Here is a 21,845-nt window from a genome sequence, read left to right on the forward strand (position 1 = left end):
AACCACGTTTGGTAATTCGATTCCGTGTTGAGGTCGAAGCTTTGATGCTAAATCTATGAAGAAGCGCGTAAAGCCCCAACTCATGTGAAATAGGTCATATAGGCCGGAACGAGACCTTGATCAGGAATAGTTCTCCATCATTTGAGATAAATAATTTCGAAAGTCATCAACGTAGGTTTTGGGCTCTACAACTTTTAGATGAGTGCCGAAGCTTGCTAAAAGTTGAAATCCCATATAATTTTGAGGGACATATATGGTTGCTAATAAAAGTCCAGGACCATGGTCTTCAATACTTTTTCGACCATACCTTTCGATGATTTGATCTTTTATGCTAGTCGATATCCATGCCTTAATGGTGACGAATTGCGGTAGATAACTTGCTTCGTGTCCTTGCTCAGACCAATCGTCTCTTGGATGAAACGTGCGTTCATCCATAGAAATATGATCGATCCGGGATAACTTGAATATTCGAGATCCCTGTCGATGTAAACAGAATCCTTTCAAGTACCAACTCGATTCGCTGAAATGCAGCTCATAGGGCTCAACCATTCTATTCGTTACAGCCCCGTCTTTATCTGTATAATTAAACGAAACCAGCCTTTTCTTTGTTATGGATTCTTGACATGTCTTTACGGTTTCAAGAATTTCGGACCGACCTTCCCAATCATAAAACGATAGTTGAATGGAACGATTAAGAGACAATGGACTAACCATTGCCTCTATTTTTTTTATCGTTCTTTCAACTTCTTCGGTAAGGAGAATTTGTTCCAATCCACCCAGCGCAGTTAATATATTCTGTAAATCGGAGCTGCTTAATAAGCGTTTATCCACCTTGTATTCATCCATTATGCCGAAGCCGCCTTTGACCCCAATGACAGAGTAGATGGGGATGTTACATAAGCCCAATGTTTCCATATCGCGAAGGATCGTTCTTTTGGAGACATTGAATAGTTGTGAGAATTCCGTTGCCGCAACAACCTCTTTTTTCAGCAATATCATGATAATTGAAATGAGTCTCTCCACTTTGTCCATAATTGCCCTCTTTTTTACATGATTTCAGAACGGTGACAATAAGATGTCACCGTTTATCCATTATACTACATGTATCATAAGAAGGAGGTATTAATTCAATGTTTAATTTAACCAATTTTCCTAAACCCACCCTTATTTCAGTCAACGGTGTGGAACTCGAAGTGTTTGAAGCAGGCCGAGAAAACGCAGGAAAACCTATTGTACTCTGCCACGGCTGGCCAGAGCATGCCTTTTCTTGGCGCCATCAGATGGACGCACTTGCTGCAGCGGGCTACCATGTCATCGTCCCCAACCAGCGGGGTTACGGCAACTCATCCCGTCCGACCGAAGTAACAGACTATGACATTGAACACTTGTCGGGTGATCTCGTCGCCCTTCTCGATCACTACGGATACGAAGACGCTACCTTTGTCGGTCATGACTGGGGTGCATTCGTCGTTTGGGGACTGACCTTGTTGCATCCAAACCGCGTCAATAAAGTGATAAATCTGAGCTTGCCTTACCAAGAGCGCGGAGAAAAACCCTGGATCGAGTTCATGGAAGAAATACTTGGCGGCAATTTCTATTTCGTCCACTTCAATCGACAGCCAGGCGTCGCGGACGCCGTATTCGAAGACAATACGTACAGGTTCCTTCGTAACCTGTACCGGAAGAACGAGCCTCTCAGAGCACCTGAGCCAGGTATGGCGTTGATCAATCTCGCCAACGCGGAAACACCGCTCGGTGAGCCCGTAATGAGCGAAAGCGAGCTGGCCGTTTACGTCTCCGCTTTTGAAACATCAGGGTTCTCGGGCAGCATAAATTGGTACAGGAACCTTGACCGCAACTGGCACTTGTTGGCGGAGGTGAACCCAATCATCCAGCAGCCGACCCTCATGATCTACGGCGATCGGGATATGGTTGCGAAGTCTGAAAACCTAACAAAGTTCGTGCCCAATGTGGAAGTGGTCAATCTGGATTGCGGTCATTGGATCCAGGAAGAAAAGCCGGAGGAATCAAATAAAGCGATTTTGAGATGGCTGGAACAGCAGAATTCCATCTAGTCCCAAGAGCGTCATTTAGGAAGACCAATCATTAAAGCATTCAACAATTTCTTAGCCTATACGCTAGAGCATCATGGGACTCCTGAAGGGACGGATGGACGCATTGCTATAGCGGTCGCTGGCAATGACCTATCCCATAAACAAATCATCATGAGTGTAGCAAACGAACTAGGCTTCGATGCCGTAGATAGCGGTTCTTTAAGCGATTCGTGGAGACAACAACCAGGAACTCCGGCGTACTGCACCGTACCTACAAAAGAGGAACTAGAAATAGCCTTAACTAAAGCGAATAAAGAAAAAGCACCATTTCTAGGTGACAAGGTGATGGAAAAGCTGGTAGCTTCAGATGGTGATTTTCCATTCAAAATGTTGTTAAAGCAAATAGGGAAGTATTCGATTCATAAGTTAGAAACCTAATCAAGGTAATTGACGTTGAACTAACGGGACACGATAGTTCAACCATGATAAGGCTGCCAGTACGATTGGCAGCCTTGTTGTGTTAACGGGCAGGATAGTCCTAAGGTAATTAATGTTCTGTGAAAATAAAGTATTAGACTAGAATCGTTAATTTAACAACGTTTTTGAATTAAAGAATCGTCAGTTTTTGAAAAATAAGTTTTAGACTGATCCATTAAATGAAAATGAAGCATTGACAGTCTAAGACTTTATAAATAAAGTCTTAGACTGCCTCTGTTGTTATTCATCTAACGTTTCCTTTAGCTTAATCAACCCCCTATAGAAGCTATTAAATCTAGTTTCTCAATTTATTTGATTAATGTTTCAATAGGCCTATCTCATTGCTCAAGTCCAAAATAACAAAACACCTCATCGAGTTAACGATGAGGTAAAAATTGTAATTAGTCCATTGCCTGGATTTCTACGGATGTCATTATTATTCCAATTTATTGAGCATGTCTTTCATTATGCCGTACATTTTTTCGCCCATTTCGTCAATCTCATCTCTGGACATGCGCATCGCTCTTGCAGAAGTCCCGTATCCAATTTCCTTCTTGCCTTCGCTCAGTCCATTGAATATACCGTCTGTGAAGGCATCTAACGGTTCGCCATATATGTGTAAGCCAGATCCCCCTAAATTTGTATTCACTGCCGGAGGAACAACTTCAATCACTTCTACTGATGATTCGAGAAGCTGATTTCTCAGGCTCATAGTAAATGAATGAAGTGCCGCTTTTGTGGCTGAATAAATTGGTGCAGACATTGCTGGAGTAAATCCCAATCCTGAAGTTACGTTTAAAATTGCAGCCTTTTCCTTTTCAGCAAAAAAAGGTGCAAACAACACAGAAAGATGGATAGGCGCTTCAATATTAGACTGAATTTCTTTGTTGAAAAAAGACCAGTTTTCCTTTGCATCTGCTTTTAGAATATTGAAGTGCTGCTGAATTCCTGCATTGTTAACTAATACATTTACTTCGGGATAATTAGTGATTACCCAGTCAAACAAGGCTGAACGTTCGGATTCAATCGTCAAATCACATACTCGTGTAATAACATTTGGCAAAGTTTCTTTAGCTTGTTTAAGAGTATCCTCGCGCCGTCCGCAAATGATGACTTGATTTCCTTCATTGATAAAACGTTCCGCAAAGGCTAACCCGATTCCGGAACCTCCACCAGTAATAAGTATAGTATTTCCCGAAAGATTCATGTACCTTCCACTCCTTTTTGATTAGGAACTCGTTTTTCTTGTCCAGTTGCCTGGTTGTTTATTTATACTTGCTCACTGTTTAGATCATTAATGTATCATTACTGAGGGAGTATTCTGGCCGTCCCCTTCATCTGGAGCTTGTTTAGGTTTTCGGAGGAACAACGCAAACAGAATTCCGGCTGCTGCGATCCAAGCGACCAAGTTAAAGGTGTCCCCGAAGCCTTGTACCATGGACTCTAGCGGGTTCGCGGCATTACCAGCAGACTTAAGATGCTCTGCGGCTTGCGAAGTCAAGTACGTAGTCAATACTGTAACAGCAAAGGAAACGACAACTTGCTGCGCCGCGGTCGTGAGCGAGGTTACGCGGCTGACCAAGTGACGAGGGCTTGAGTTCATAACATGAGTATTGAGCGGCATCATTGTGAATCCCATTCCCAACCCCATGAGTCCCAATGCAATCAGAATTACTAGTTTCCCTGTATCCACTGTGACACCGGAAAGGACGAACATAGCTGCAGTTATAGAGCTAAGGCCAATCAGTGCGAGTGGTCTTGCTCCGATTTTATCGAATAGCTTACCACTAATTGGCATGCATAGTCCTGCCATCAATGCCTGCGGAAGCAACATGACCCCGGTCTCAAGGGCTGAATATCCTTTCACATTTTGCAGAAAGAGTGGTACCATGACCATGACTCCGAACATAGCGAACATAACCACCCATAAGAGCAAAATACTACGGGTGAAATCCGAGGAACGAAAGACTCGTAATTCTAATAGCGGCTGCTTTTGTGATAATGACGAAATAATAAACAGGATTAGCGCTATGCCTCCGACAATCAGCCCCGTTAATGTGGAGGTTGAAGTCCAGCTCGTTCCACTTTCGCTTATACCATATGCGAGCATTGCAAAAGCAATCGGCGCCAGAATCATACCCTTCCAATCAAGATGAGGGATCTTCTCACTCCGCTTCGATTTCGGTATGAGGAACTGAATCATAATAACGGCCGCAATACCGACCGGCAGGTTAATGAGAAAAATCCAATGCCAGCTCTGGTATTCCACTAAGTATCCCGATAAGATTGGTCCAAGAGCTGGCCCCAACAGAATGGGAATCCCCAGAAACCCCATGACTGCCCCACGTTTCTCCGGAGGTGCCAGACTAAAGACCATAGCCATCCCTACAGGGGCCACCATACCTCCTCCAAGACCTTGGAGCATGCGGAACACAATCAGTTCGGACGGTGATTGCGCTATTGCGCATAATGCTGACCCGATCGTGAACAAAGTGATGCTAATTAAAAATACTCGTTTTGCCCCAATGCGATCCGACAACCATCCGGCAAGGGGAATAACGGCAGACATAGCAAGCGTATAACCCGTGATCGTCCACTTTATCGTATCCAAATCTGAATTCAGATCCTTCACAAGGCTTGGTATGGCAACATTCATGGCCGTACTATCGAGAATAACCATAATCATACCCACGATAATGGCCAATAATTGCGGGATAATTGCCCGCAAGGAGAACGTCTCAGCCGAAGCTAAGTTTAATTTTTCATCTTTCCCCATAGTTACAACTCCTTCATTCATTTAGGAATTTAATTCGTTAAATTAAACGTATGGCTTGAGGTTCGAATCCCCTACGCTTTGCTTAACCGTTCTTCAATTCTAATTCGAGATTAATGCCCGGGGATGCGACATGTCGGAAATCCCACGCAACCTTAGTCTTTAACAAATACATGATTTCAATGATGGACATTATTGAATAGCCCTCTCCACCTCTCTGTAAATCGACACCGTGTTGTTTATATTCATATAATTTATTATAATGATTAAACAAAAGTACAACAATAATCAGATTCGCCCATAGTGATGGATATCCAGCACTTTCTACAATTGTGTACATTTTAATCCCTAAAGGAGTGGGCCAATAATGCGAGAAGCGAGTAAAGACTTAAGAGTTATTAGAACGAAAGCGTTAATTCGGGAAGCATTGATTGATTTAATCGATGAAAAAGGATTTGATGCCATTACAGTGAGAGACATTACGACGAGGGCAAGAATTAATCGTGGAACTTTTTATTCACATTATCAGGATAAATTTGATTTAATGACCCAATGCCAAGAAGAGTATATGGACAAGATGAAAGAGATCTTTAAACAGAACATTACTGAAGCGGATAACAATCATTCAAATATTCCCCCAACGCTACCCTTTAATGTCATGGTCACATTGTTTGAGTATTTGGATCAAAACCGGATGTTCATGAGAGCAGTGTCCGGTCCCAAAGGCGATATGTCTTTCCAAACGAGGATGAAAGAGTTCTTATGGAAAACATTGTTTGTAAGAAAAGAATTCCCTCTGGTTAAGCAAGAGAATTTGCTTGTCCCGAGTGAGTATTTAATTGCCTATTTAGTCTCAGCACATATTGGAGTTATCGAGCAATGGCTTAATGGCGAAGGAAAGGAATCTCCAGCGGAATTAGCCCATATTCTAGCTACGATCACTGTGAAAGGTCCTTTCACTGCTGCCGGATTGAATAGTTAGATCACGAATACTTAGTTATGTATTTTTCTCTGCCTCACTCATCGTATTTTTCAAAAAAGTTGCAAACTATCATATTAAAACAGCAACAAGTTACTTTCCCCCGAAATATGGACGTTCTTTTATTATTTGACTTTGTAAAATTCTTGCTCTTCATTTTATTAAAAAGTGTACATGTCTATAGAATAAAAACCACAAAACTATATATTCCCCTATTAACTCACATTAAAGTCGAAAATAAGCCGCCCTATGGCCTTAGGACGGCTTATTTTCGACTTTATTTTGATTTCAAACTTTTTATTATCTGGCACTCAGAAAGGAATACTATTATTTACATTGTGATTGTTCCAACTTTCTTGTCACTGATTTTACTCTTTTTGACTATTCCTGCCCGTTATCTTAATGAAGCATCGTCAATCTAACACTTTATTTTTCAGTCTAGAAATTTTATTTCTCCTAACAATTAAACCCCCAGTATGAATATAGAGAAAGTTTTAGGAGACATGATATGACCATTACAAATAGGAACGAAATCACTTTTATTAAAGCTGATAAGCAACACTTAGAATTAGTTAATGAATGTTTTAATAGCCCGCATATTCAAGAGTTTTGGGAGACAGATGAGTATACATGGAATAACTTTACTAACAACATTTTGAATAATAAAAGGGAATTGGTAATAAGAAATATTTAGGAAAAGGATTATCGTATCTAACTATAAAAGAATTTCAAAATTTTCTAGACTATCAAGTATCAGCATTACTAATTGATCCAGAGAGCAATAATTTAAAGGCTATTCATGTATACGGGAAAAGCGGATTCTATAAAGTGTGTACCTTTATTCATGAAAAGGTCTGAACAAGTCGAGTAGGGTGCGGGAAAAAGAGAAAGCCCATCACAATAAGTTGAAAGGGATTCTTTTTCAACTTATTAGGGATGGGCTTTCTTTGATTTTAATATTTTTCTTTTCTACAAATGAAGAATAGTCAGTTCCTTAGGGAAGCTTGTTAAGGTCTCTGCACCTTCAGCAGTAATAATTAAATCATCTTCGATACGCACACCTGCTAGTCCAGGCACATAAATTCCTGGCTCAACGGTGAACACATTACCGATCTCGATAATGTCATCGTTCTGACCATGAAGTGACGGATATTCATGAACATCCATTCCCAGTCCGTGTCCGACACGATGCAAGAAATACTCCCCGAATCCGGCTTCTTCAATCACATCACGCGCAGCTTTGTCGACAGAACCGAAGGGAGCTCCAGGATTGGAAGCGGCGATTCCAGCTTCGTTGGCAGCCAGCACGGTGTTATAGATCGTGATTAGCTTGTCGTCCACGGATTCAATAGCAAAGGTACGTGTAATATCAGAAGCATAACCATCAGCATACACCCCAATATCAAACATCAGGAAGTCGCCTGGCTGAATGACCCGGTTGCCTGGAACACCGTGAGGCAGGGCAGTTTTAGGACCAGAAAGCACCATAGTATCGAAGGAAGGGCCGGAAGCGCCAACCTTTTTCATTAGATATTCCAGTTCCGCTACTAAATCGTTTTCTGTAACGCCTGTTTTTACATGGGTAAGCACGCGGCGCAAAGCTTCCTCAACTAGCTCAGCGGCATGTTTCATGCGCTTAACTTCATCGGGGGTCTTTTTGGAGCGCATGCTGCGCAGCAATGGACCTATATCACTAAAACGTTCTGCTGGAACGGCTGCGGTTAGATGCTCAAAACGGGCTACTGAGAAATGTTCCTTCTCTATACCAAGAGTACCTAGCTTACTGCTGCCGAAACAATCTTTAAGCAGGTTATAAGGATTATCAGTGTCACTATGGGTTATGATTTTGGTGACCGAAGAAGCTGCTTGAGCCGCTTCTGCATCTAGTGCGGGTAGAATGAGCATTGGCTCTTCTCCGCGTATCAAGAGCAAACCGAGAAAACGTTCATGCGGATCGCTGGCAAATCCGGTTAAGTAGTAGACATGCTTGGGATCTGTTACGAGCAGTGCATCAAGGCCTTCGCCCGCCATTTGCTGCTCTAGGCTTGTCAGAGCATTATTCATAGTTGGTGTTCCCCTTTCAACTTCACGATTAGAACTGCAATATTCCTATTATAGATCAAAAATAGACTAGACGCACGAGACGGAGTACATCTATCGTTGGCTAATCATAACATGCCTATTCGCAAGCATTCCGTAAACAATGATGCATATTGGATCACCTATACTTTTAAAACCTGACAAGAAGCTTTTCTTGAGCCTACTAGTTGGTGTAACATAATCTTTAATATACTTCTTGCAAGGTTAGGCGGAAGCTTATTGGGGTACGGTTGTTGAGAGAGGAGTGATTCTTGGGATGAGAGGTAAAATTGCACTTGTAACTGGAGCAAATTCCGGTATGGGGCTAGCGACGACAGTTGAACTGGCTCGCAAGGGAGCCAAAGTCATTATGGTATGCCGTAATCGCCAGCGTGGAGAGGAAGCACTGGCTGCCGCCAAGCAAAAGAGCCACTCCGAGGATATCGAGCTGATGTTCTGTGATCTGGCCTCGCTGGAGAGCATTCGCAGTTTTGCGGAGGAATTCACCCGGAAATATCCGATTCTAGATATACTCATCAATAACGCTGGGGTAGTCACGATTAAGCGTCAGCTTACGAAGGACGGCTTTGAGATGGATCTTGGTGTGAATCATTTGGGTCATTTTTTGCTAACGAATCTGTTACTGGAGCCTTTAAAAGCTGCAGAGCAAGGCCGTATCGTTGTGGTTGCTTCCGGTGCTTACAAAATAGGTGCACTTCACTATGAAGATCCAACCCTCGCACGCCGTTTCAATCCCGCAAAAGCTTATGCTCGATCCAAGTTAGCCAATATACTGTTCACGAAAGAGTTGGCAGCACGCCTGCAAGGGACAAGAGTAACGGTGAATTGCGTGCATCCAGGAGCAGTGGGCACAAATATAGGTGTTAACCGGGAGACAGGCTTCGGCAAGTCGATCCTTAAGCTGCTGTCATACTTCTTTTTAACTCCTGAACAAGGAGCCGATACTGCGATCTATTTGGCTACAGAACCGGATTTGCAAGAGGTAACCGGTCAATATTATTATCGACGAAAGATTAAGCAGCTGTCTCCCAGAGCGCAGAATAGACAAGAGGCCGAACGGCTGTGGCTATGGAGCCAGGAGCAGGTCGGCCTAAGTAATTAACACATTTGGAGGAAACAAGGGATGAAATGGGAGAATAGCAGGATTGAAGATGCAACACCTGCAGACTTAGCAGCTATTGTGGAGATTTACAACTCAACGATTGCTGGACGGATGGTCACTGCGGATCTGGAACCAATTACTGTTGCAGACAGAGAAAAATGGTTCCTTGAACATAACAGCCATCATCGCCCTTTGTGGGTACTTAAGCAGGGGGATGAAATTGCGGCATGGTTCAGCTTTCAATCCTTCTACGGTCGTCCAGCGTATAATGCAACAGCAGAAATTAGTGTATACGTAAGTGAAAAGTTCCGTGGTGGTGGAGCCGGTAGAATTCTTCTTACAGAGGCTATTGAGAAAGCCCCTAGTCTTGGTATTAAGAACTTAGTTGGCTTTGTGTTTGGACATAATGATCCAAGCCTCGGCTTACTGAAGAAATTTGGTTTTGAAGAGTGGGGATTGCTGCCTGGTGTGGCTGAACTGGATGGTATAGAACGTGATTTGGTGATCGTAGGACTTAAAATCTAATAGCCATAATTGAAACGCTTACATTTCAAGTGTTGAGCTTACGTTATTTGTGTCACAATCAATCCATATTTTTGACCAACGCTGCAAATCTCGGATGACTGTTTCTAGGGCAAGTCCTTTATCCGTTAAGGAATATTGGATTCGCACAGGTGTCTCAGGGAATACTTCTCGAAGAACGATTCCTTCCAGTTCCAGCTCTTTAAGCCGTTCGGAGAGTAACCTTCCGCTGATGGGCAAAGCTGCTTCAATCACATTGAAACGTTGTGGTCCTTGGAGGAGCTGGTAGATGATCAAACCTGTCCAACGCCTGCCGATAATATCCATACTTTTTTGTAGTTGGGGACATAAATCAGTGGACTTCATATGGCTCACCTCTTAGTGAACATTATAAACGAAAAGACCAATAATTTAAACGAATTCCAAATTAATTCATTACTAGAAGGGATGATTGACCGTGGCTAAAAAAAAGAAAATGCCAACCACTCCGCGTCCTGCTGCGACCGATGGACCAGCTACGCTAAAAGACCTGCTGAGCAGTGATGTTCTAGGAAAGCTGAAGGCACAGTCTGATGCGCTGAAAGCGGAAGAGAATGACCGAAAGGAAGCTGCTCGTAGGGCGGTCGAGGATCAGCGAAAAGCTGAACAAAAGCGGCTTGAGAATGATTTTGCACATCTGCTGGAGAACAGTAATCAGGATTGGAGTAAGTATAAATAATTACTATAGCTAGCGAAAATAGATCATGAGATAAAGAGATGCCCACGTGGGTGTCTCTTTTTTTAATGTTATTTATAAAATTCAATTGTTTTAAAATTTACTATACGAAAGGGTTGACCCTCAAAGTGGGCTTAGGTATAATCGAACATAGTGCAAATGAAAATCATTATCAATGCCGATACTATCATCTATTTCCCAAACGATTTAACTATTAAACAGATAAGGAACAACTCATGAAACTAAAATATTTGTCCCTACTTCTAATAGTCTTTTCATTTATGTCTTTGTTTATAGGCGTAAAAGACATTTCACCTTTGGATCTTTTTTCGCTTACGGAATCTCAGATGCAGACTCTGCTAGTCAGCCGGATTCCACGCTTAGCTGCACTGATTATAGCTGGTGTAAGCATGAGTATTGCCGGATTAATTATGCAGCAATTATCACGAAATAAATTCGTTTCTCCAACTACAGCGGGCACGATGGATTCTGCGAAATTCGGTATTCTCGTGTCCCTGATGCTGTTCACAGGGGCGACACCGATGCAGAAGCTGCTCGTTGCTTTTGTTTTTGCCCTACTGGGAACATTTATATTTATGAGAATCTTAGATCGGATCAAGTTCAAGGATAGTATTTTTATCCCGCTGGTCGGACTCATGTTCGGGAACATTGTAGGTTCGATTACTACATTTTTTGCTTACAAAAATGATTTGGTTCAGAATATCTCATCTTGGATGCTTGGCGATTTCTCAACGATTATTAAGGGACAGTACGAATTAATCTATCTCAGTATTCCCCTTGTCATTCTCGCGTATGTTTTCGCCAATAAGTTCACCGTAGCCGGTATGGGGGAGGATTTCTCTGTCAATCTCGGTATGAACTACAAAGCGGTTGTAAACGTAGGATTGGTGATTGTAGCGTTAATCTCTTCTGTTGTTATTTTAACCGTAGGTACGATTCCATTCCTGGGTCTTGTTGTACCTAACATAGTAACGCTATACATAGGCGATAACTTGAAAAAAAATCTGGCGCATACAGCCATTCTCGGTGCGGTGTTCCTCCTGTTCTGTGATATTCTGGGCAGGCTCATTATATATCCATACGAAATATCCATCAGTCTCACGGTAGGCGTCATCGGAAGTGGTCTGTTTATCTACTTGCTGATGAGAAGAAAGGCGAATTAGTGATGAAGACGAAACTAACTATATTATCCTTAAGCGCTGTTGCTCTCATCGTCTTGTTTATGACCTATCATGTTATGGGAAATTGGGATTATGTTCTGCCCAGTCGGGGAAGAAAGCTGGCGGCCATTTTAATTACCGGAGCGGTGATAGCTGTCTCTACCATAGTTTTTCAGAGCATTACGAACAACCGGATTTTGACACCTAGTATTTTGGGGCTAGATTCTTTGTACATGTTGATCCAGACGTTCGGTGTATACGCCTTAGGCTCATCAAATATGACGTTTATGAATAAAAATGTGAATTTCTTGTTCTCAGCTTGCATCATGGTTCTGTTCTCAGGTGTGCTGTATAAGCTAATGTTCCGCAGAGAAGGTCAAAACATATACTTCCTGCTGCTCGTAGGACTTATCATGGGAACGATGTTCCAGAGTGCATCTTCTTTTATGGAAGTGCTCATTGATCCGAATGAATTCCTGATTCTACAAGGGAAAATGTTCGCCAGCTTCAACAACGTCAGCAGTGATCTACTGATATTGTCTACAGTTGTACTAGCGTTAACTACGCTGTATTTCATGAGATTTGTGAAGTATTTAGATGTTATTTCTTTAGGAAAAGATGAAGCCATTAACTTAGGGATCAATTATGACTATGTAGTCAAAAGGCTGTTAGTTATTGTATCCATCTACGTTTCGATATCAACGGCTTTAGTAGGCCCGATCACTTTCTTGGGTTTACTAGTGGCCAATGTGGGGCATCAGTTGTTCCGTACGTATAAGCATTCCTATCTGATTCCCGGCACGATTTTGCTAAGTATTATTGCGCTTGTCGGGGGACAGTTTCTAGTTGAACGTGTGTTTGGATTCACTACTACGGTTAGTGTAATCATTAATTTTGCAGGTGGCGTCTACTTTGTCTATCTGCTGTTAAAGGAGAATAAGTCGTGGTAGAAGTTAAGCATGTAACCAAGCGTTATGGCGGAGTTACCGTTGTTGACGATGTGTCTTTATCCATTAAAAAGGGTGCAATCACCTCGTTTATCGGCCCTAACGGCGCTGGTAAAAGCACGTTGCTCTCCATGATCAGTAGACTTATCTCTAAAGACGCGGGTGAAGTACTGATCGAAGGGAAGGAAATTGGCAGCTGTAAGAGTAATGAGCTTGCTCGTAAAATATCGGTGCTAAAGCAGTCCAATCATATCAGCGTTCGTCTTACTGTGAAGGAACTTGTTTCTTTCGGAAGGTTCCCATATTCACAGGGAAAGCTCACACCTGAGGATCGGGCGTTCGTTGACGAAGCGATTGCTTATATGGACCTTCAAGAGATGCAGGATAAATATATTGATCAGCTAAGCGGTGGACAACGCCAGAGAGCATATATTGCAATGGTTATGGCCCAGGATACGGAGTATATTTTGCTCGATGAACCACTCAACAATCTGGATATGAAACATTCTGTACAAATTATGAAGGTGTTACGCCGATTGGTAGAAGAAAAGGGCAAGACGATTGTGCTCGTCATTCATGATATTAATTTCGCTTCTTGTTACTCTGACTACATTGTAGCGCTCAAGAATGGGCGGGTAGCTTCATCGGGTACGGTGGATGAAATTATTGATACAGCAGTGCTTAGGGATGTATATGACATGGATATCCCTATAGAAACAATAGGTGGTCGTAAAATTGGTGTCTATTTTTAAACAAGATGCCGCTTCCATTCGGAAATTATTATGACGTAACGCATGAAGTGAAAGGCGCCAGCTTCCTTGACGTATACGCGAATAATTCAAATAGCTTGACTATAAATTATAGGGGTGAATGTTTTGAAGAAGAACGTATCTTTACTAATCATGACAGTGTTTCTTGCCGTAATCTTGGCGGCCTGTGGCTCCAATAATGCAGCAACTTCAGATAATAATACAGCAGCGGCAGGCAATACAGAGGCTACTACTGCACCGAATACAGAATCCAAAGAGCTTACTATTAAGCATGAACTTGGAGAAATTACGATTAAGAGTAACCCGCAGAAAGTGGTTGTATTTGACTTCGGTACACTCGATACTTTGGATAAACTGGGCGTAGAGGTGACTGGAGTGCCTCAAAGTAATGTACCCTCTTATCTCTCTAAATATAGTGATGCCAAATATGAGAATGTCGGTGGTTTGAAAGAGCCTGACTTCGAAAAAATAAATAGTCTTTCTCCTGATCTGATCATCATTTCCGGCAGACAGCAAGATTCTTATGATGAATTCAGCAAAATTGCACCTACATTGTACGTTGCTGTAGATAATGCGAATTACATGGAATCTTTCACGAAAAATGTGAAGACGCTGGGCCAAATTTTTGGCAAGGAAGCTGAAGTAGAGACTGAACTTACTGCTATTAATGACTCCGTTAAAGCTCTGAATGAGAAAGCTAAAGCAGATGGTAAAAAATCTCTTATTATTCTCGCCAATGAAGGAAAAATCAGTGCGTATGGTTCTGGTTCCCGTTTCGGTATTATCCATGATGTATTCGGATTTGCACAAGCGGATGATAAAATCGAAGTATCCACTCATGGTCAAAGCGTATCTTATGAATATGTAGCCGACAAGAATCCGGATTATCTGTTCGTAGTAGATAGAGATGCGGCTGTGAAGAGTGACGGCAGCAAATCCGGTTCAGCGAAGGATGCAGTTGAGAACGATCTCGTGAAGAACACAAATGCTTTTAAAAACGGTAAAATCATTTATCTTGATCCTAACTACTGGTACTTGTCCGGTGGCGGTTTAATCTCTGTTAGCGAAATGCTCAAAGAAGTTGAAGTTGTTCTGTAAGCAGAGTGACTTGGGAAAGCCTGTTGGCAGGAGTAATACTCCTTGTCAGCAGGCTTTTTTTTGCTTTTTTCCATAGAATTACTGGTATATTCATACTAGTTGCTAAATTTAGCTGTAACTTTTTATGCGAGTATACGTGGTTAGGTTAAGGGGGGAGTGCATGAAGCGAAATTCACTGGATGAAATATATCAGATGTATGTGATGGATATTTACCGCTATTTGCGCTCCCTTTGTGGTGATCATCACGCGGCCGAAGATTTAATGCAGGAGACCTTTTACCGTGCTTATTTATATTTGGAGGATTGTAAAGACGAGAAGATTAAGCCATGGTTGTTCCGTGTCGCGTACAACGCCTTTATAGATTACAAGCGGAAGGAAGGGCGCAGCACCGTTCAGAGCGAGGAGTTTTTTAAACAGCTTGCCCATCCAGATACCACGGAAAGCACGCTGCTTCGGCAGGAACGTTGGGAAGAGATGAGAATTGCGATAGGTGAGCTACCGGACAATCAGAGGCATGCACTGCTACTACATGATTTTCATGGTCTTAGTTATCTGGAGGCATCGGACATTATGAATGTGGGTCTGTCCCAATATAAGATCTTAATCTTTCGAGCTAGACAGAAGCTGCGTGAAGCAGAGCGGAGGCGGAATGAACATGAGTGAGGCGTTCAAGGAGAAGTTAAGAAGGTACGGCGAAGGTACTCTTACTGACGAGGATAGGGATGAAGTGGAGCGCGAACTGGAGAAGATGGAAGCTTATCAGGTTTATCTGGATGAACTCATGGGTGAAGAAAAGCCATCTTCAGGCGAGAAGAAGAATATAGAATTCGGAAAAGGTAAGAGAAACAAACCCGGCAAAGAAAAAAAGATCATCCGCCGCGGTAAATGGAGAGCCCGTATATCGAATACTTTAACGGTAATTTCTGCGTTCTTAATATTCTTGATTATTTGCAGTATTATCAGTGCGATATTTTATGGTACTGGGGAGAGAGTAGAGAAATACCGTGATGTTGTTTCTTCCGCTATTGCTGTCTCACAGCCGAATACGATTGTACATTTGAGCAGTGGTACCGGTCCATTTTTCAGTATGAATCTGACAAGTAAGATAGAGAAACAAGTGGGAGATGAACAAATCACTGTCGGAGATTATTCAATGAAGCTTCTATTTGGCTGGGCTAGGCTCTACAACTATTCCTGGACGAATGAGAGTAGAAGTATTGGTTATTACTTTGTATATCCTCAGGGGAAGAATAATGCGGCAAATAGTATGGATGATGGCAGTGAGTGGGAGAGATTAGAGAAGCTCCCTGAGGGGACGGTAGCGGAAGCATACTTGTCTTTTGACCAATTATTTACGACAGATGAGCTGTTGAAGAAGTTAGAGCCAAAGAATCTTCAGCCTTTGTGGTTTGCGGCAGATACAGGTCCACGAACACGACAGCCAGTAGTTAATGATCCATTAGGTTTTCCATATATGCCAATTTGGCATGCGGATGATATGAAAGTGACACAGGAATCGAGGGAGAAGCGAGGATGGTTCGGAGGGGTGACCAGCCGTTCGAGTATTTCTCCATCTGTTGAGTCATATGGGGAGGGTGAACTGCGTAATGCGAACTTCCTTAAGACGCTGCACTTGGTGCAGGAGTATAAATCCATCTCCAAAAGGGTGATTCCATTCATTGATCTGGATGACTCCATTAGATATATAGAGAAGAATGGAGTTAAGCTCTATGGAGCGGTTGTAACCGGTCCGGTGAAAGAACTGCTTAAACTGAAAGAAGAGAGATGGGTTAGCAACATGCATGTCGGGGAAGTAAGGTTATGGAATTGGCAGGATAGAGAGAACTAGCGGCGGAGTAAAGAAGTCACAGAACTTGCTTCTCGCTGAAGCAAATCGTACAATTATTTGAATATTAGATTTATGGATATATGTCATAACCAAGGTTGAGTATGATAGATTAGGAGCTGAGATCTATGAAAGTAGGAGTCGTATCTGATACACATATGTCAAGAATGGCTAAGTCTCTGCCTAAGGCACTGATTGCAGAGTTTCAACATGTGGATTTAATCTTGCATCTTGGTGATTGGGTGAGTATGGGAATCTATGATTTGCTGTCAGAACTAGCACCGGTAGAGGGGATTGCCGGAAATAATGATGGGGATGAGATCATTGCGCGTTTCGGAGAGCGCAAGATCATTACCCTTGAAGGAATCAGGATTGGCATGGTACATGGACATACGCCACATTCCCGTAAAGGAACGGATGGGAACGCACTGCTTGCTTTTGCGAATGATGAAGTGGACTGTATTCTCTTTGGTCATTCACATCAGCCCTTGCTAAGAGAGGAGAATGGTATCCTGCTATTTAATCCAGGTTCTCCTACAGATAAGCGGCGTGAGAAATTGTATTCTTTCGGAATTTTAGATATCGAAGCGGGTAAAGTTAGTGCCCGGCATGTGTTCTACGATTCAAAGGAATAAGGCTTGATTGTCCAAATCATTCGGCGTTCTCTCCATGGTGAACGGCTCGGTAACCCTTTACAATGAGGTTAAAACGGGCGAAGCCAGAAAGTGAGCGCTGATGATGAAGAATTATCGTATAGAACGAGTGGTTTGGGATGATTTAGAACGGCTTATCCCATTATTTGATGAGTATCGAGTATTTTATGGAGCAGCCTCAGATCAGGATGGTGCACGCGCCTTCTTAGCCGACAGACTAAAGCTGAATGAATCTGTGATCCTTATGGTGGTTGAGGGGGAAGGCGATGAGAAACGCGCGTGGGGCTTCACACAGCTCTATCCTTCTTTTTCATCGGTTACGATGGAGCGCCTCTGGATACTAAATGATTTGTTCGTTACTGCTGAAATCCGTGGGCAAGGGCTAGGAGCTATGCTACTGGAAAGTGCTAGAGATTATGCGGTCTCTACGAATACGAAGGGCTTATCCCTGACAACGATGACGGAGAATGTGGGGGCGCAGCGGTTATATGAAGCGCATGGCTACATTCGGGATGATGAATTTTTTACCTATAACCTTTTTTTCTAAAGCAGCTAGAGAGAAAGACGAGTAAGGGGCGTTAAAGTGGAAACAAGTCATAAGTTAGCAATCTTTTTTGACCTCGATGATACGTTGTATGATCATCTGGTACCATTTAAAGAAGCGGTAAGGGAAGTGCTCAGCCCAGATGAGAGTAGTCTGGACTTTGCGGAATTATTCTATAAAGTGAGACATCATAGCGATGTGTTGTGGCCGATGTATTTGCGCGGTGAGATTCCGCTTGAAGAGACGAGGGTGCGCCGGTTGGAGCTTGCTTTTGCCGAGTATGGTTTGCAGATTGATCGTGATCAAGCCACAGCGGTTCAAGCGGCATATATTGGACGTCAATATACGATTCAGATGATTGATGGCGTGCGTGAGCATCTTGAACGATTTATTGCGGACGGTCATAAGGTAGGCATTATTACGAATGGACCAAAGGATCATCAGATGAGTAAGATTCGTGGGCTAGGCTTAGATCAGATTATTCCCGAGGACATGATCTTTATTTCTGATGCTGTAGGTCTTGCTAAACCGGACCCGGAAATATTCATACACGTAAACCAAAAAACTGGTACTTTGGCGGACAATTCGCTTTATATAGGGGATACTTGGGCTAACGATGTAGTTGGAGCACTTGCGGCTGGATGGAAGGTTTGTTGGTTCAATCCGAGAGGAAGACAACCAGCTACGGATCATAAGCCTAGTTATATTTTTACTAATTATAAGGAATTTGGGGAGCTTCCTTTGGTGTGAGAGAACAAGTACTCCAAAGATATTAGAAAGCCATGCGAGAGAAATCTGCGCATGGCTTTCATTATTTTATAACTAATTTCCGGGGAGTTGGATGCCGCGCCACCTGCTTACGTCGCATTGACCCTGTTCGTGATTACCCACAGCAACCACGGTACCGTCCGATTTAAGACCGATGGTATGAGTGCAACCTGCCGCTACGGCCACCATATCGCGCCAGTCACTTATATTGCATTCGCCGTACTTATTCCAACCCACAGCAACCACGGTACCATCTGATTTAAGACCGATGGTATGATGACTGCCTGCCGCTATAGCCACAATACCATGCCAGCCGTTTACATTGCATTGGCCTTCATGATTTCGACCCGCAGCAATCAACGTACCGTCCGATTTAAGACCGACTGTATGAAGGTAACCCGCCGCTATAGCCATTATGTCATGCCAATCATTTACATTGCGTTGGCCATACCGATTATTACCCACAATTGTCACCGTGCTGTCCGATTTAAGACCGACTGTATGCCAATCACCAGCCGCAACTGCTACTATATCACGCCAGTCACTTACATTGCATTGGCCTTCATTATTTCGACCTATTGCAACCACGGTACCATCCGATTTAAGCCCGACGGTACGACGCCAACCCGCGGCAACCCTCACAATATTAGTCCAGTCGCTTACATCGCATTGGCCATATTTATTCCAACCCACAGCTGCCACCGTACCATCTGATTTAAGCCCGACGGTATGAGCATTACCGGTATGAGCATTACCCGCAGCAACCGCTATCATATCGCACCAGCTGCTTACATCGCATTGGCCATATTTATTATCACCCACAGCCGTCACCGTGCCGTCCGAATTAAGCAGGGCGGTATGACGATAACCCGCTGCTATGGAGGGTAGGGTTTTCACAAGGTTCATAAATTTCGCTCCTTAGTTGATGGTAGATGTGTACCATTGTAGGACAAATCCCCATTAAAACACAGTTCTTTCTTCTTCAAATCTTACGTGTGTCTATTAAAAAAGCTTGCTCCCTAGAAGCCAACTCGGCTCTAAGGGACAAGCTTTTTTCGTTTACTCTGCGAAGCTGTATGTTGGATCTGTAAGGTTCATTCTTTCTTTTATGCCTTTAGTAGCATAGATCTTGTTGTCGTCGGTAATAAAGAAAGCTTCAACACCTTCAGGTAAAGCTTCAAGATATTTCATACCCTCTTCAATTCCCATCAAGAATACCCCAGTAGATAAGGCATCTGCATCTGTTGCATTCGGGCTCATAATGGTAAGGCTTTTGAGACCGTTCTGTGAAGGATATCCTGTGCGTGGATCAAGGATATGATGGTAACGAACATTGTCCTGCATAAAATACCGTTCGTAAACACCAGAAGCATCGATGACCTCATCTGAGATTTTAATGGTTCCTAGCTGAGTACCACGGCTTTGATCTGGATCCTGCAATCCGATATTCCATTCCGTTCCGTTTGGCTTTTTACCGAGGGCAATAATACTGCTGCCTCCGAGGTTAATCATAGCGCTATTAAGACCTTGCTCTTTCAAATAATCAGCGATACGGTCTGCAGCATAACCTTTACCAATGCCGCCTAGATCTAACACCATATTTTCCTTCATTAGCTTTACAGTTTTCGCAGCTTCATCAATTTCAACGTCCTTGTAATTGGTTAGACTCTTGGCTTTATCAATATCTGCTTGGGGAGGAACTTTATCTCCGCCACTACCGATATTCCAAAGATCGATTAGCGGACCGATTGTAGGATCAAACAGCCCGTCCATTTCCTTTGCGTATTGTATGGATTGTTTAATTACATCCAGGGTTTCGTCAGAAACAACAACCGCTTCTTTTCCTGCTGCCTGATTGATTGCGTATGTCTCTCCACCTTCTTTGGTGCGGCTAAGCTCCATATCCATTCGCTCCAGCATGTGCTGGATATCGTCCATATTTTTCTGTTCTACAGTAGCACCAAACACTTTGATATTCACAACAGTGTCATAAATATAAAAGGTCTGAGAAAGAGATTTTTCCTCACCTTTTCCGGATGTTGTTGCGCTACCCGTAGTTCCCGCTGTCTTATCGTCCTTATCTTTAGTAATTAGCCAAGCGCCGACAGCTATGACGACGATGACGATTACAACGAGGATCAGCGTCGTTTTTTTGTTCTTGAACATATTCCACCATCCATAAAGTTAGTTTCTAAAACAAATCACATTATTTATATCATACCCCAGATAACAAGTTGATGGAAATCAAATTCATGACATATTAAGGGATAAGTCGGTCAGCATAACAAAAAAAGCCCCGTATCCTGATTCGGAGCAGCGCTGTAGATTTAGAATAAAACGATGCTATTTAATCAAGCATATATTCACTGTATTTGTTCTTGCGAGGGTTTAATACGAAGAGGATACCTTTGGCATATCCGCTAACGGCTTTGAAATTCCGTTTTAGGGTTGCTTTAACCGTCAGACAAGACAATGTCCAGATCAAGGCAGCATAATTCATTAATGGAGCTTTTCGCAAGTTGAGTAGATAGTAGTGATTAATGGCTGTAGCTTGTGCTACAACGCCCGCTTTATCGCGAGAGCCTGGCGACTCATGATGGATGATTTTCATGGCGGGATTAATCACAAGCTTGCCATAGCGGCTGGCTAAATGGGATAGATAAATATCCTCGGCTATGGAATAGCTTGTCATCCATGGATAGGGCTTAATATCACGCAGTGCCGAGCGCCGAAAGGACATATTGCAGCCGTGAAAAAAATCAGTTTCAAATACCTGCTTCTTCTCTCCCCAAAGGAATTGCGAGCCTGCAAACATACTTGCCGACAATCTGCCTGGTGACCCGGACATTTGTCCGGTTAGCATACCGAATAGCCTGCTTGGCATGCTGCTATGTATACCTTTGGCTACACCACCTACACCAACAATAGAGTCGTCGGCTGTATAAGTATCTAACAATCGTCGAATATATAAGGGGTCATTTAATTCTGCATCGTCATCTAAATGGAGCACGATTTCTGCATGGATCAGCCCTAGCGCTTCGTAACGGGAAAGCCAGAGACCAGGCTTAGTTTTGCGATGATAATGGAGTTCAGCCTGTGGTAATCCTTGTAGTATTTCAGAATAATAAGTTAATCTGTCTTTAGGGATCTCACCGTCGTCCATAATCCATAGCTCGATAGAGATATCTTTAAGATTTGTCTGCTTGCCAATGGACTCTATGCACACCGTAAGGTCATTGATTCGGTTGCGAGTAGGAATCACTATAGATAGATCATGCATATCTTAATCTCCCTTCAGGATTTCTTTTGTCCGCT

23 protein-coding genes and 1 pseudogene are annotated in these 21,845 nt (G+C 42.9%); 15 read left to right on the forward strand and 9 right to left on the reverse strand.

The window, feature by feature from the left end; genetic code table 11:
* Positions 1–120: 120 nt before the first annotated feature.
* Entirely contained in the window at positions 121–1,032 is a 912-nt protein-coding gene (locus CA600_RS09090; RefSeq protein ID WP_094869897.1) for a helix-turn-helix transcriptional regulator, read from the reverse strand.
* 98 nt (positions 1,033–1,130) lie between these two features.
* Between CA600_RS09090 and CA600_RS09095 the strand changes: the two genes are divergently transcribed.
* Both CA600_RS09095 and CA600_RS09100 read left to right on the forward strand, forming a co-directional pair.
* On the forward strand, positions 1,131–2,075 hold the full coding sequence (locus tag CA600_RS09095) for an alpha/beta fold hydrolase (RefSeq protein WP_094869898.1): 945 nt from the start codon (positions 1,131–1,133) through the stop codon (positions 2,073–2,075).
* Positions 2,076–2,087: 12 nt separating this feature from the next.
* Positions 2,088–2,479: pseudogene (locus CA600_RS09100) on the forward strand (NADPH-dependent F420 reductase); the annotation flags it as partial.
* Between the two features lie 488 nt (positions 2,480–2,967).
* Here CA600_RS09100 and CA600_RS09105 read toward each other — a convergent pair.
* From CA600_RS09105 to CA600_RS09115, 3 genes are all read right to left on the reverse strand, one after another.
* Entirely contained in the window at positions 2,968–3,738 is a 771-nt protein-coding gene (locus CA600_RS09105; protein ID WP_094869899.1) for an SDR family oxidoreductase, read from the reverse strand.
* Positions 3,739–3,825: 87 nt separating this feature from the next.
* Positions 3,826–5,307 (reverse strand): MDR family MFS transporter, encoded by a 1,482-nt coding sequence (locus tag CA600_RS09110; protein WP_094869900.1) that lies wholly within the window; start codon positions 5,305–5,307, stop codon positions 3,826–3,828.
* An 82-nt stretch (positions 5,308–5,389) separates the two neighbouring features.
* The gene (locus CA600_RS09115; RefSeq protein WP_094869901.1) at positions 5,390–5,644 is read right to left on the reverse strand and encodes a hypothetical protein; all 255 of its coding nucleotides are present in this window, start codon (positions 5,642–5,644) and stop codon (positions 5,390–5,392) included.
* Positions 5,645–5,671: 27 nt separating this feature from the next.
* On the opposite strand from CA600_RS09115, the gene CA600_RS09120 reads away from it, so the two are divergent.
* Positions 5,672–6,286 (forward strand): TetR/AcrR family transcriptional regulator, encoded by a 615-nt coding sequence (locus tag CA600_RS09120; RefSeq protein ID WP_094869902.1) that lies wholly within the window; start codon positions 5,672–5,674, stop codon positions 6,284–6,286.
* A gap of 966 nt (positions 6,287–7,252) precedes the next feature.
* Here CA600_RS09120 and CA600_RS09130 read toward each other — a convergent pair.
* A complete protein-coding gene (locus tag CA600_RS09130; RefSeq protein ID WP_094869904.1) occupies positions 7,253–8,347 on the reverse strand; it encodes a M24 family metallopeptidase in 1,095 nt (364 codons plus the stop codon).
* Between the two features lie 292 nt (positions 8,348–8,639).
* Between CA600_RS09130 and CA600_RS09135 the strand changes: the two genes are divergently transcribed.
* On the forward strand, positions 8,640–9,485 hold the full coding sequence (locus tag CA600_RS09135) for an SDR family oxidoreductase (protein ID WP_094869905.1): 846 nt from the start codon (positions 8,640–8,642) through the stop codon (positions 9,483–9,485).
* A gap of 21 nt (positions 9,486–9,506) precedes the next feature.
* Positions 9,507–10,010: a GNAT family N-acetyltransferase gene (locus CA600_RS09140; RefSeq protein ID WP_094869906.1), complete on the forward strand. Its 504-nt coding sequence runs from the start codon at positions 9,507–9,509 to the stop codon at positions 10,008–10,010.
* Between the two features lie 18 nt (positions 10,011–10,028).
* On the opposite strand, the gene CA600_RS09145 is transcribed toward CA600_RS09140, so the two are convergent.
* Entirely contained in the window at positions 10,029–10,373 is a 345-nt protein-coding gene (locus CA600_RS09145) for a winged helix-turn-helix transcriptional regulator (RefSeq protein WP_076121703.1), read from the reverse strand.
* Between the two features lie 91 nt (positions 10,374–10,464).
* Between CA600_RS09145 and CA600_RS09150 the strand changes: the two genes are divergently transcribed.
* From CA600_RS09150 to CA600_RS09195, 10 genes are all read left to right on the forward strand, one after another.
* On the forward strand, positions 10,465–10,725 hold the full coding sequence (locus CA600_RS09150) for a YqkE family protein (protein WP_373455878.1): 261 nt from the start codon (positions 10,465–10,467) through the stop codon (positions 10,723–10,725).
* Positions 10,726–10,958: 233 nt separating this feature from the next.
* Positions 10,959–11,906, forward strand: coding sequence for an ABC transporter permease (locus CA600_RS09155; RefSeq protein ID WP_094869907.1), 948 nt, complete (start codon positions 10,959–10,961; stop codon positions 11,904–11,906).
* Between the two features lie 2 nt (positions 11,907–11,908).
* The gene (locus CA600_RS09160) at positions 11,909–12,853 is read left to right on the forward strand and encodes an iron chelate uptake ABC transporter family permease subunit (RefSeq protein ID WP_094869908.1); all 945 of its coding nucleotides are present in this window, start codon (positions 11,909–11,911) and stop codon (positions 12,851–12,853) included.
* Positions 12,847–13,602 carry an iron ABC transporter ATP-binding protein gene (locus CA600_RS09165; protein ID WP_094869909.1) on the forward strand — a complete coding sequence of 252 codons (756 nt, stop codon included), beginning with the start codon at positions 12,847–12,849 and terminating at the stop codon, positions 13,600–13,602. Before CA600_RS09160 ends, CA600_RS09165 begins: the two co-directional genes overlap by 7 nt.
* A gap of 123 nt (positions 13,603–13,725) precedes the next feature.
* Positions 13,726–14,718: a siderophore ABC transporter substrate-binding protein gene (locus CA600_RS09170; RefSeq protein ID WP_280788796.1), complete on the forward strand. Its 993-nt coding sequence runs from the start codon at positions 13,726–13,728 to the stop codon at positions 14,716–14,718.
* Between the two features lie 160 nt (positions 14,719–14,878).
* Entirely contained in the window at positions 14,879–15,382 is a 504-nt protein-coding gene (locus CA600_RS09175) for a sigma-70 family RNA polymerase sigma factor (protein WP_094869910.1), read from the forward strand.
* On the forward strand, positions 15,375–16,568 hold the full coding sequence (locus CA600_RS09180; RefSeq protein ID WP_094869911.1) for an anti-sigma factor: 1,194 nt from the start codon (positions 15,375–15,377) through the stop codon (positions 16,566–16,568). Before CA600_RS09175 ends, CA600_RS09180 begins: the two co-directional genes overlap by 8 nt.
* A 125-nt stretch (positions 16,569–16,693) precedes the next feature.
* A complete protein-coding gene (locus CA600_RS09185) occupies positions 16,694–17,200 on the forward strand; it encodes a metallophosphoesterase family protein (protein WP_094869912.1) in 507 nt (168 codons plus the stop codon).
* A 100-nt stretch (positions 17,201–17,300) separates the two neighbouring features.
* Positions 17,301–17,765: a GNAT family N-acetyltransferase gene (locus CA600_RS09190; protein ID WP_094869913.1), complete on the forward strand. Its 465-nt coding sequence runs from the start codon at positions 17,301–17,303 to the stop codon at positions 17,763–17,765.
* Positions 17,766–17,801: 36 nt separating this feature from the next.
* On the forward strand, positions 17,802–18,512 hold the full coding sequence (locus tag CA600_RS09195; protein WP_094869914.1) for an HAD family hydrolase: 711 nt from the start codon (positions 17,802–17,804) through the stop codon (positions 18,510–18,512).
* A gap of 72 nt (positions 18,513–18,584) precedes the next feature.
* On the opposite strand, the gene CA600_RS09200 is transcribed toward CA600_RS09195, so the two are convergent.
* From CA600_RS09200 to CA600_RS09210, 3 genes are all read right to left on the reverse strand, one after another.
* On the reverse strand, positions 18,585–19,436 hold the full coding sequence (locus tag CA600_RS09200) for an RCC1 domain-containing protein (protein WP_094869915.1): 852 nt from the start codon (positions 19,434–19,436) through the stop codon (positions 18,585–18,587).
* A 153-nt stretch (positions 19,437–19,589) separates the two neighbouring features.
* Positions 19,590–20,696 carry an FAD:protein FMN transferase gene (locus tag CA600_RS09205; RefSeq protein ID WP_094869916.1) on the reverse strand — a complete coding sequence of 369 codons (1,107 nt, stop codon included), beginning with the start codon at positions 20,694–20,696 and terminating at the stop codon, positions 19,590–19,592.
* 181 nt (positions 20,697–20,877) lie between these two features.
* On the reverse strand, positions 20,878–21,810 hold the full coding sequence (locus CA600_RS09210; protein ID WP_094869917.1) for a glycosyltransferase family 2 protein: 933 nt from the start codon (positions 21,808–21,810) through the stop codon (positions 20,878–20,880).
* Between the last annotated feature and the right edge of the window lie 35 nt (positions 21,811–21,845).

Origin of the sequence: Paenibacillus sp. VTT E-133280 (genome assembly GCF_002264385.1) — a bacterium.
GTDB lineage: Bacteria > Bacillota > Bacilli > Paenibacillales > Paenibacillaceae > Paenibacillus_AQ > Paenibacillus_AQ nitricinens.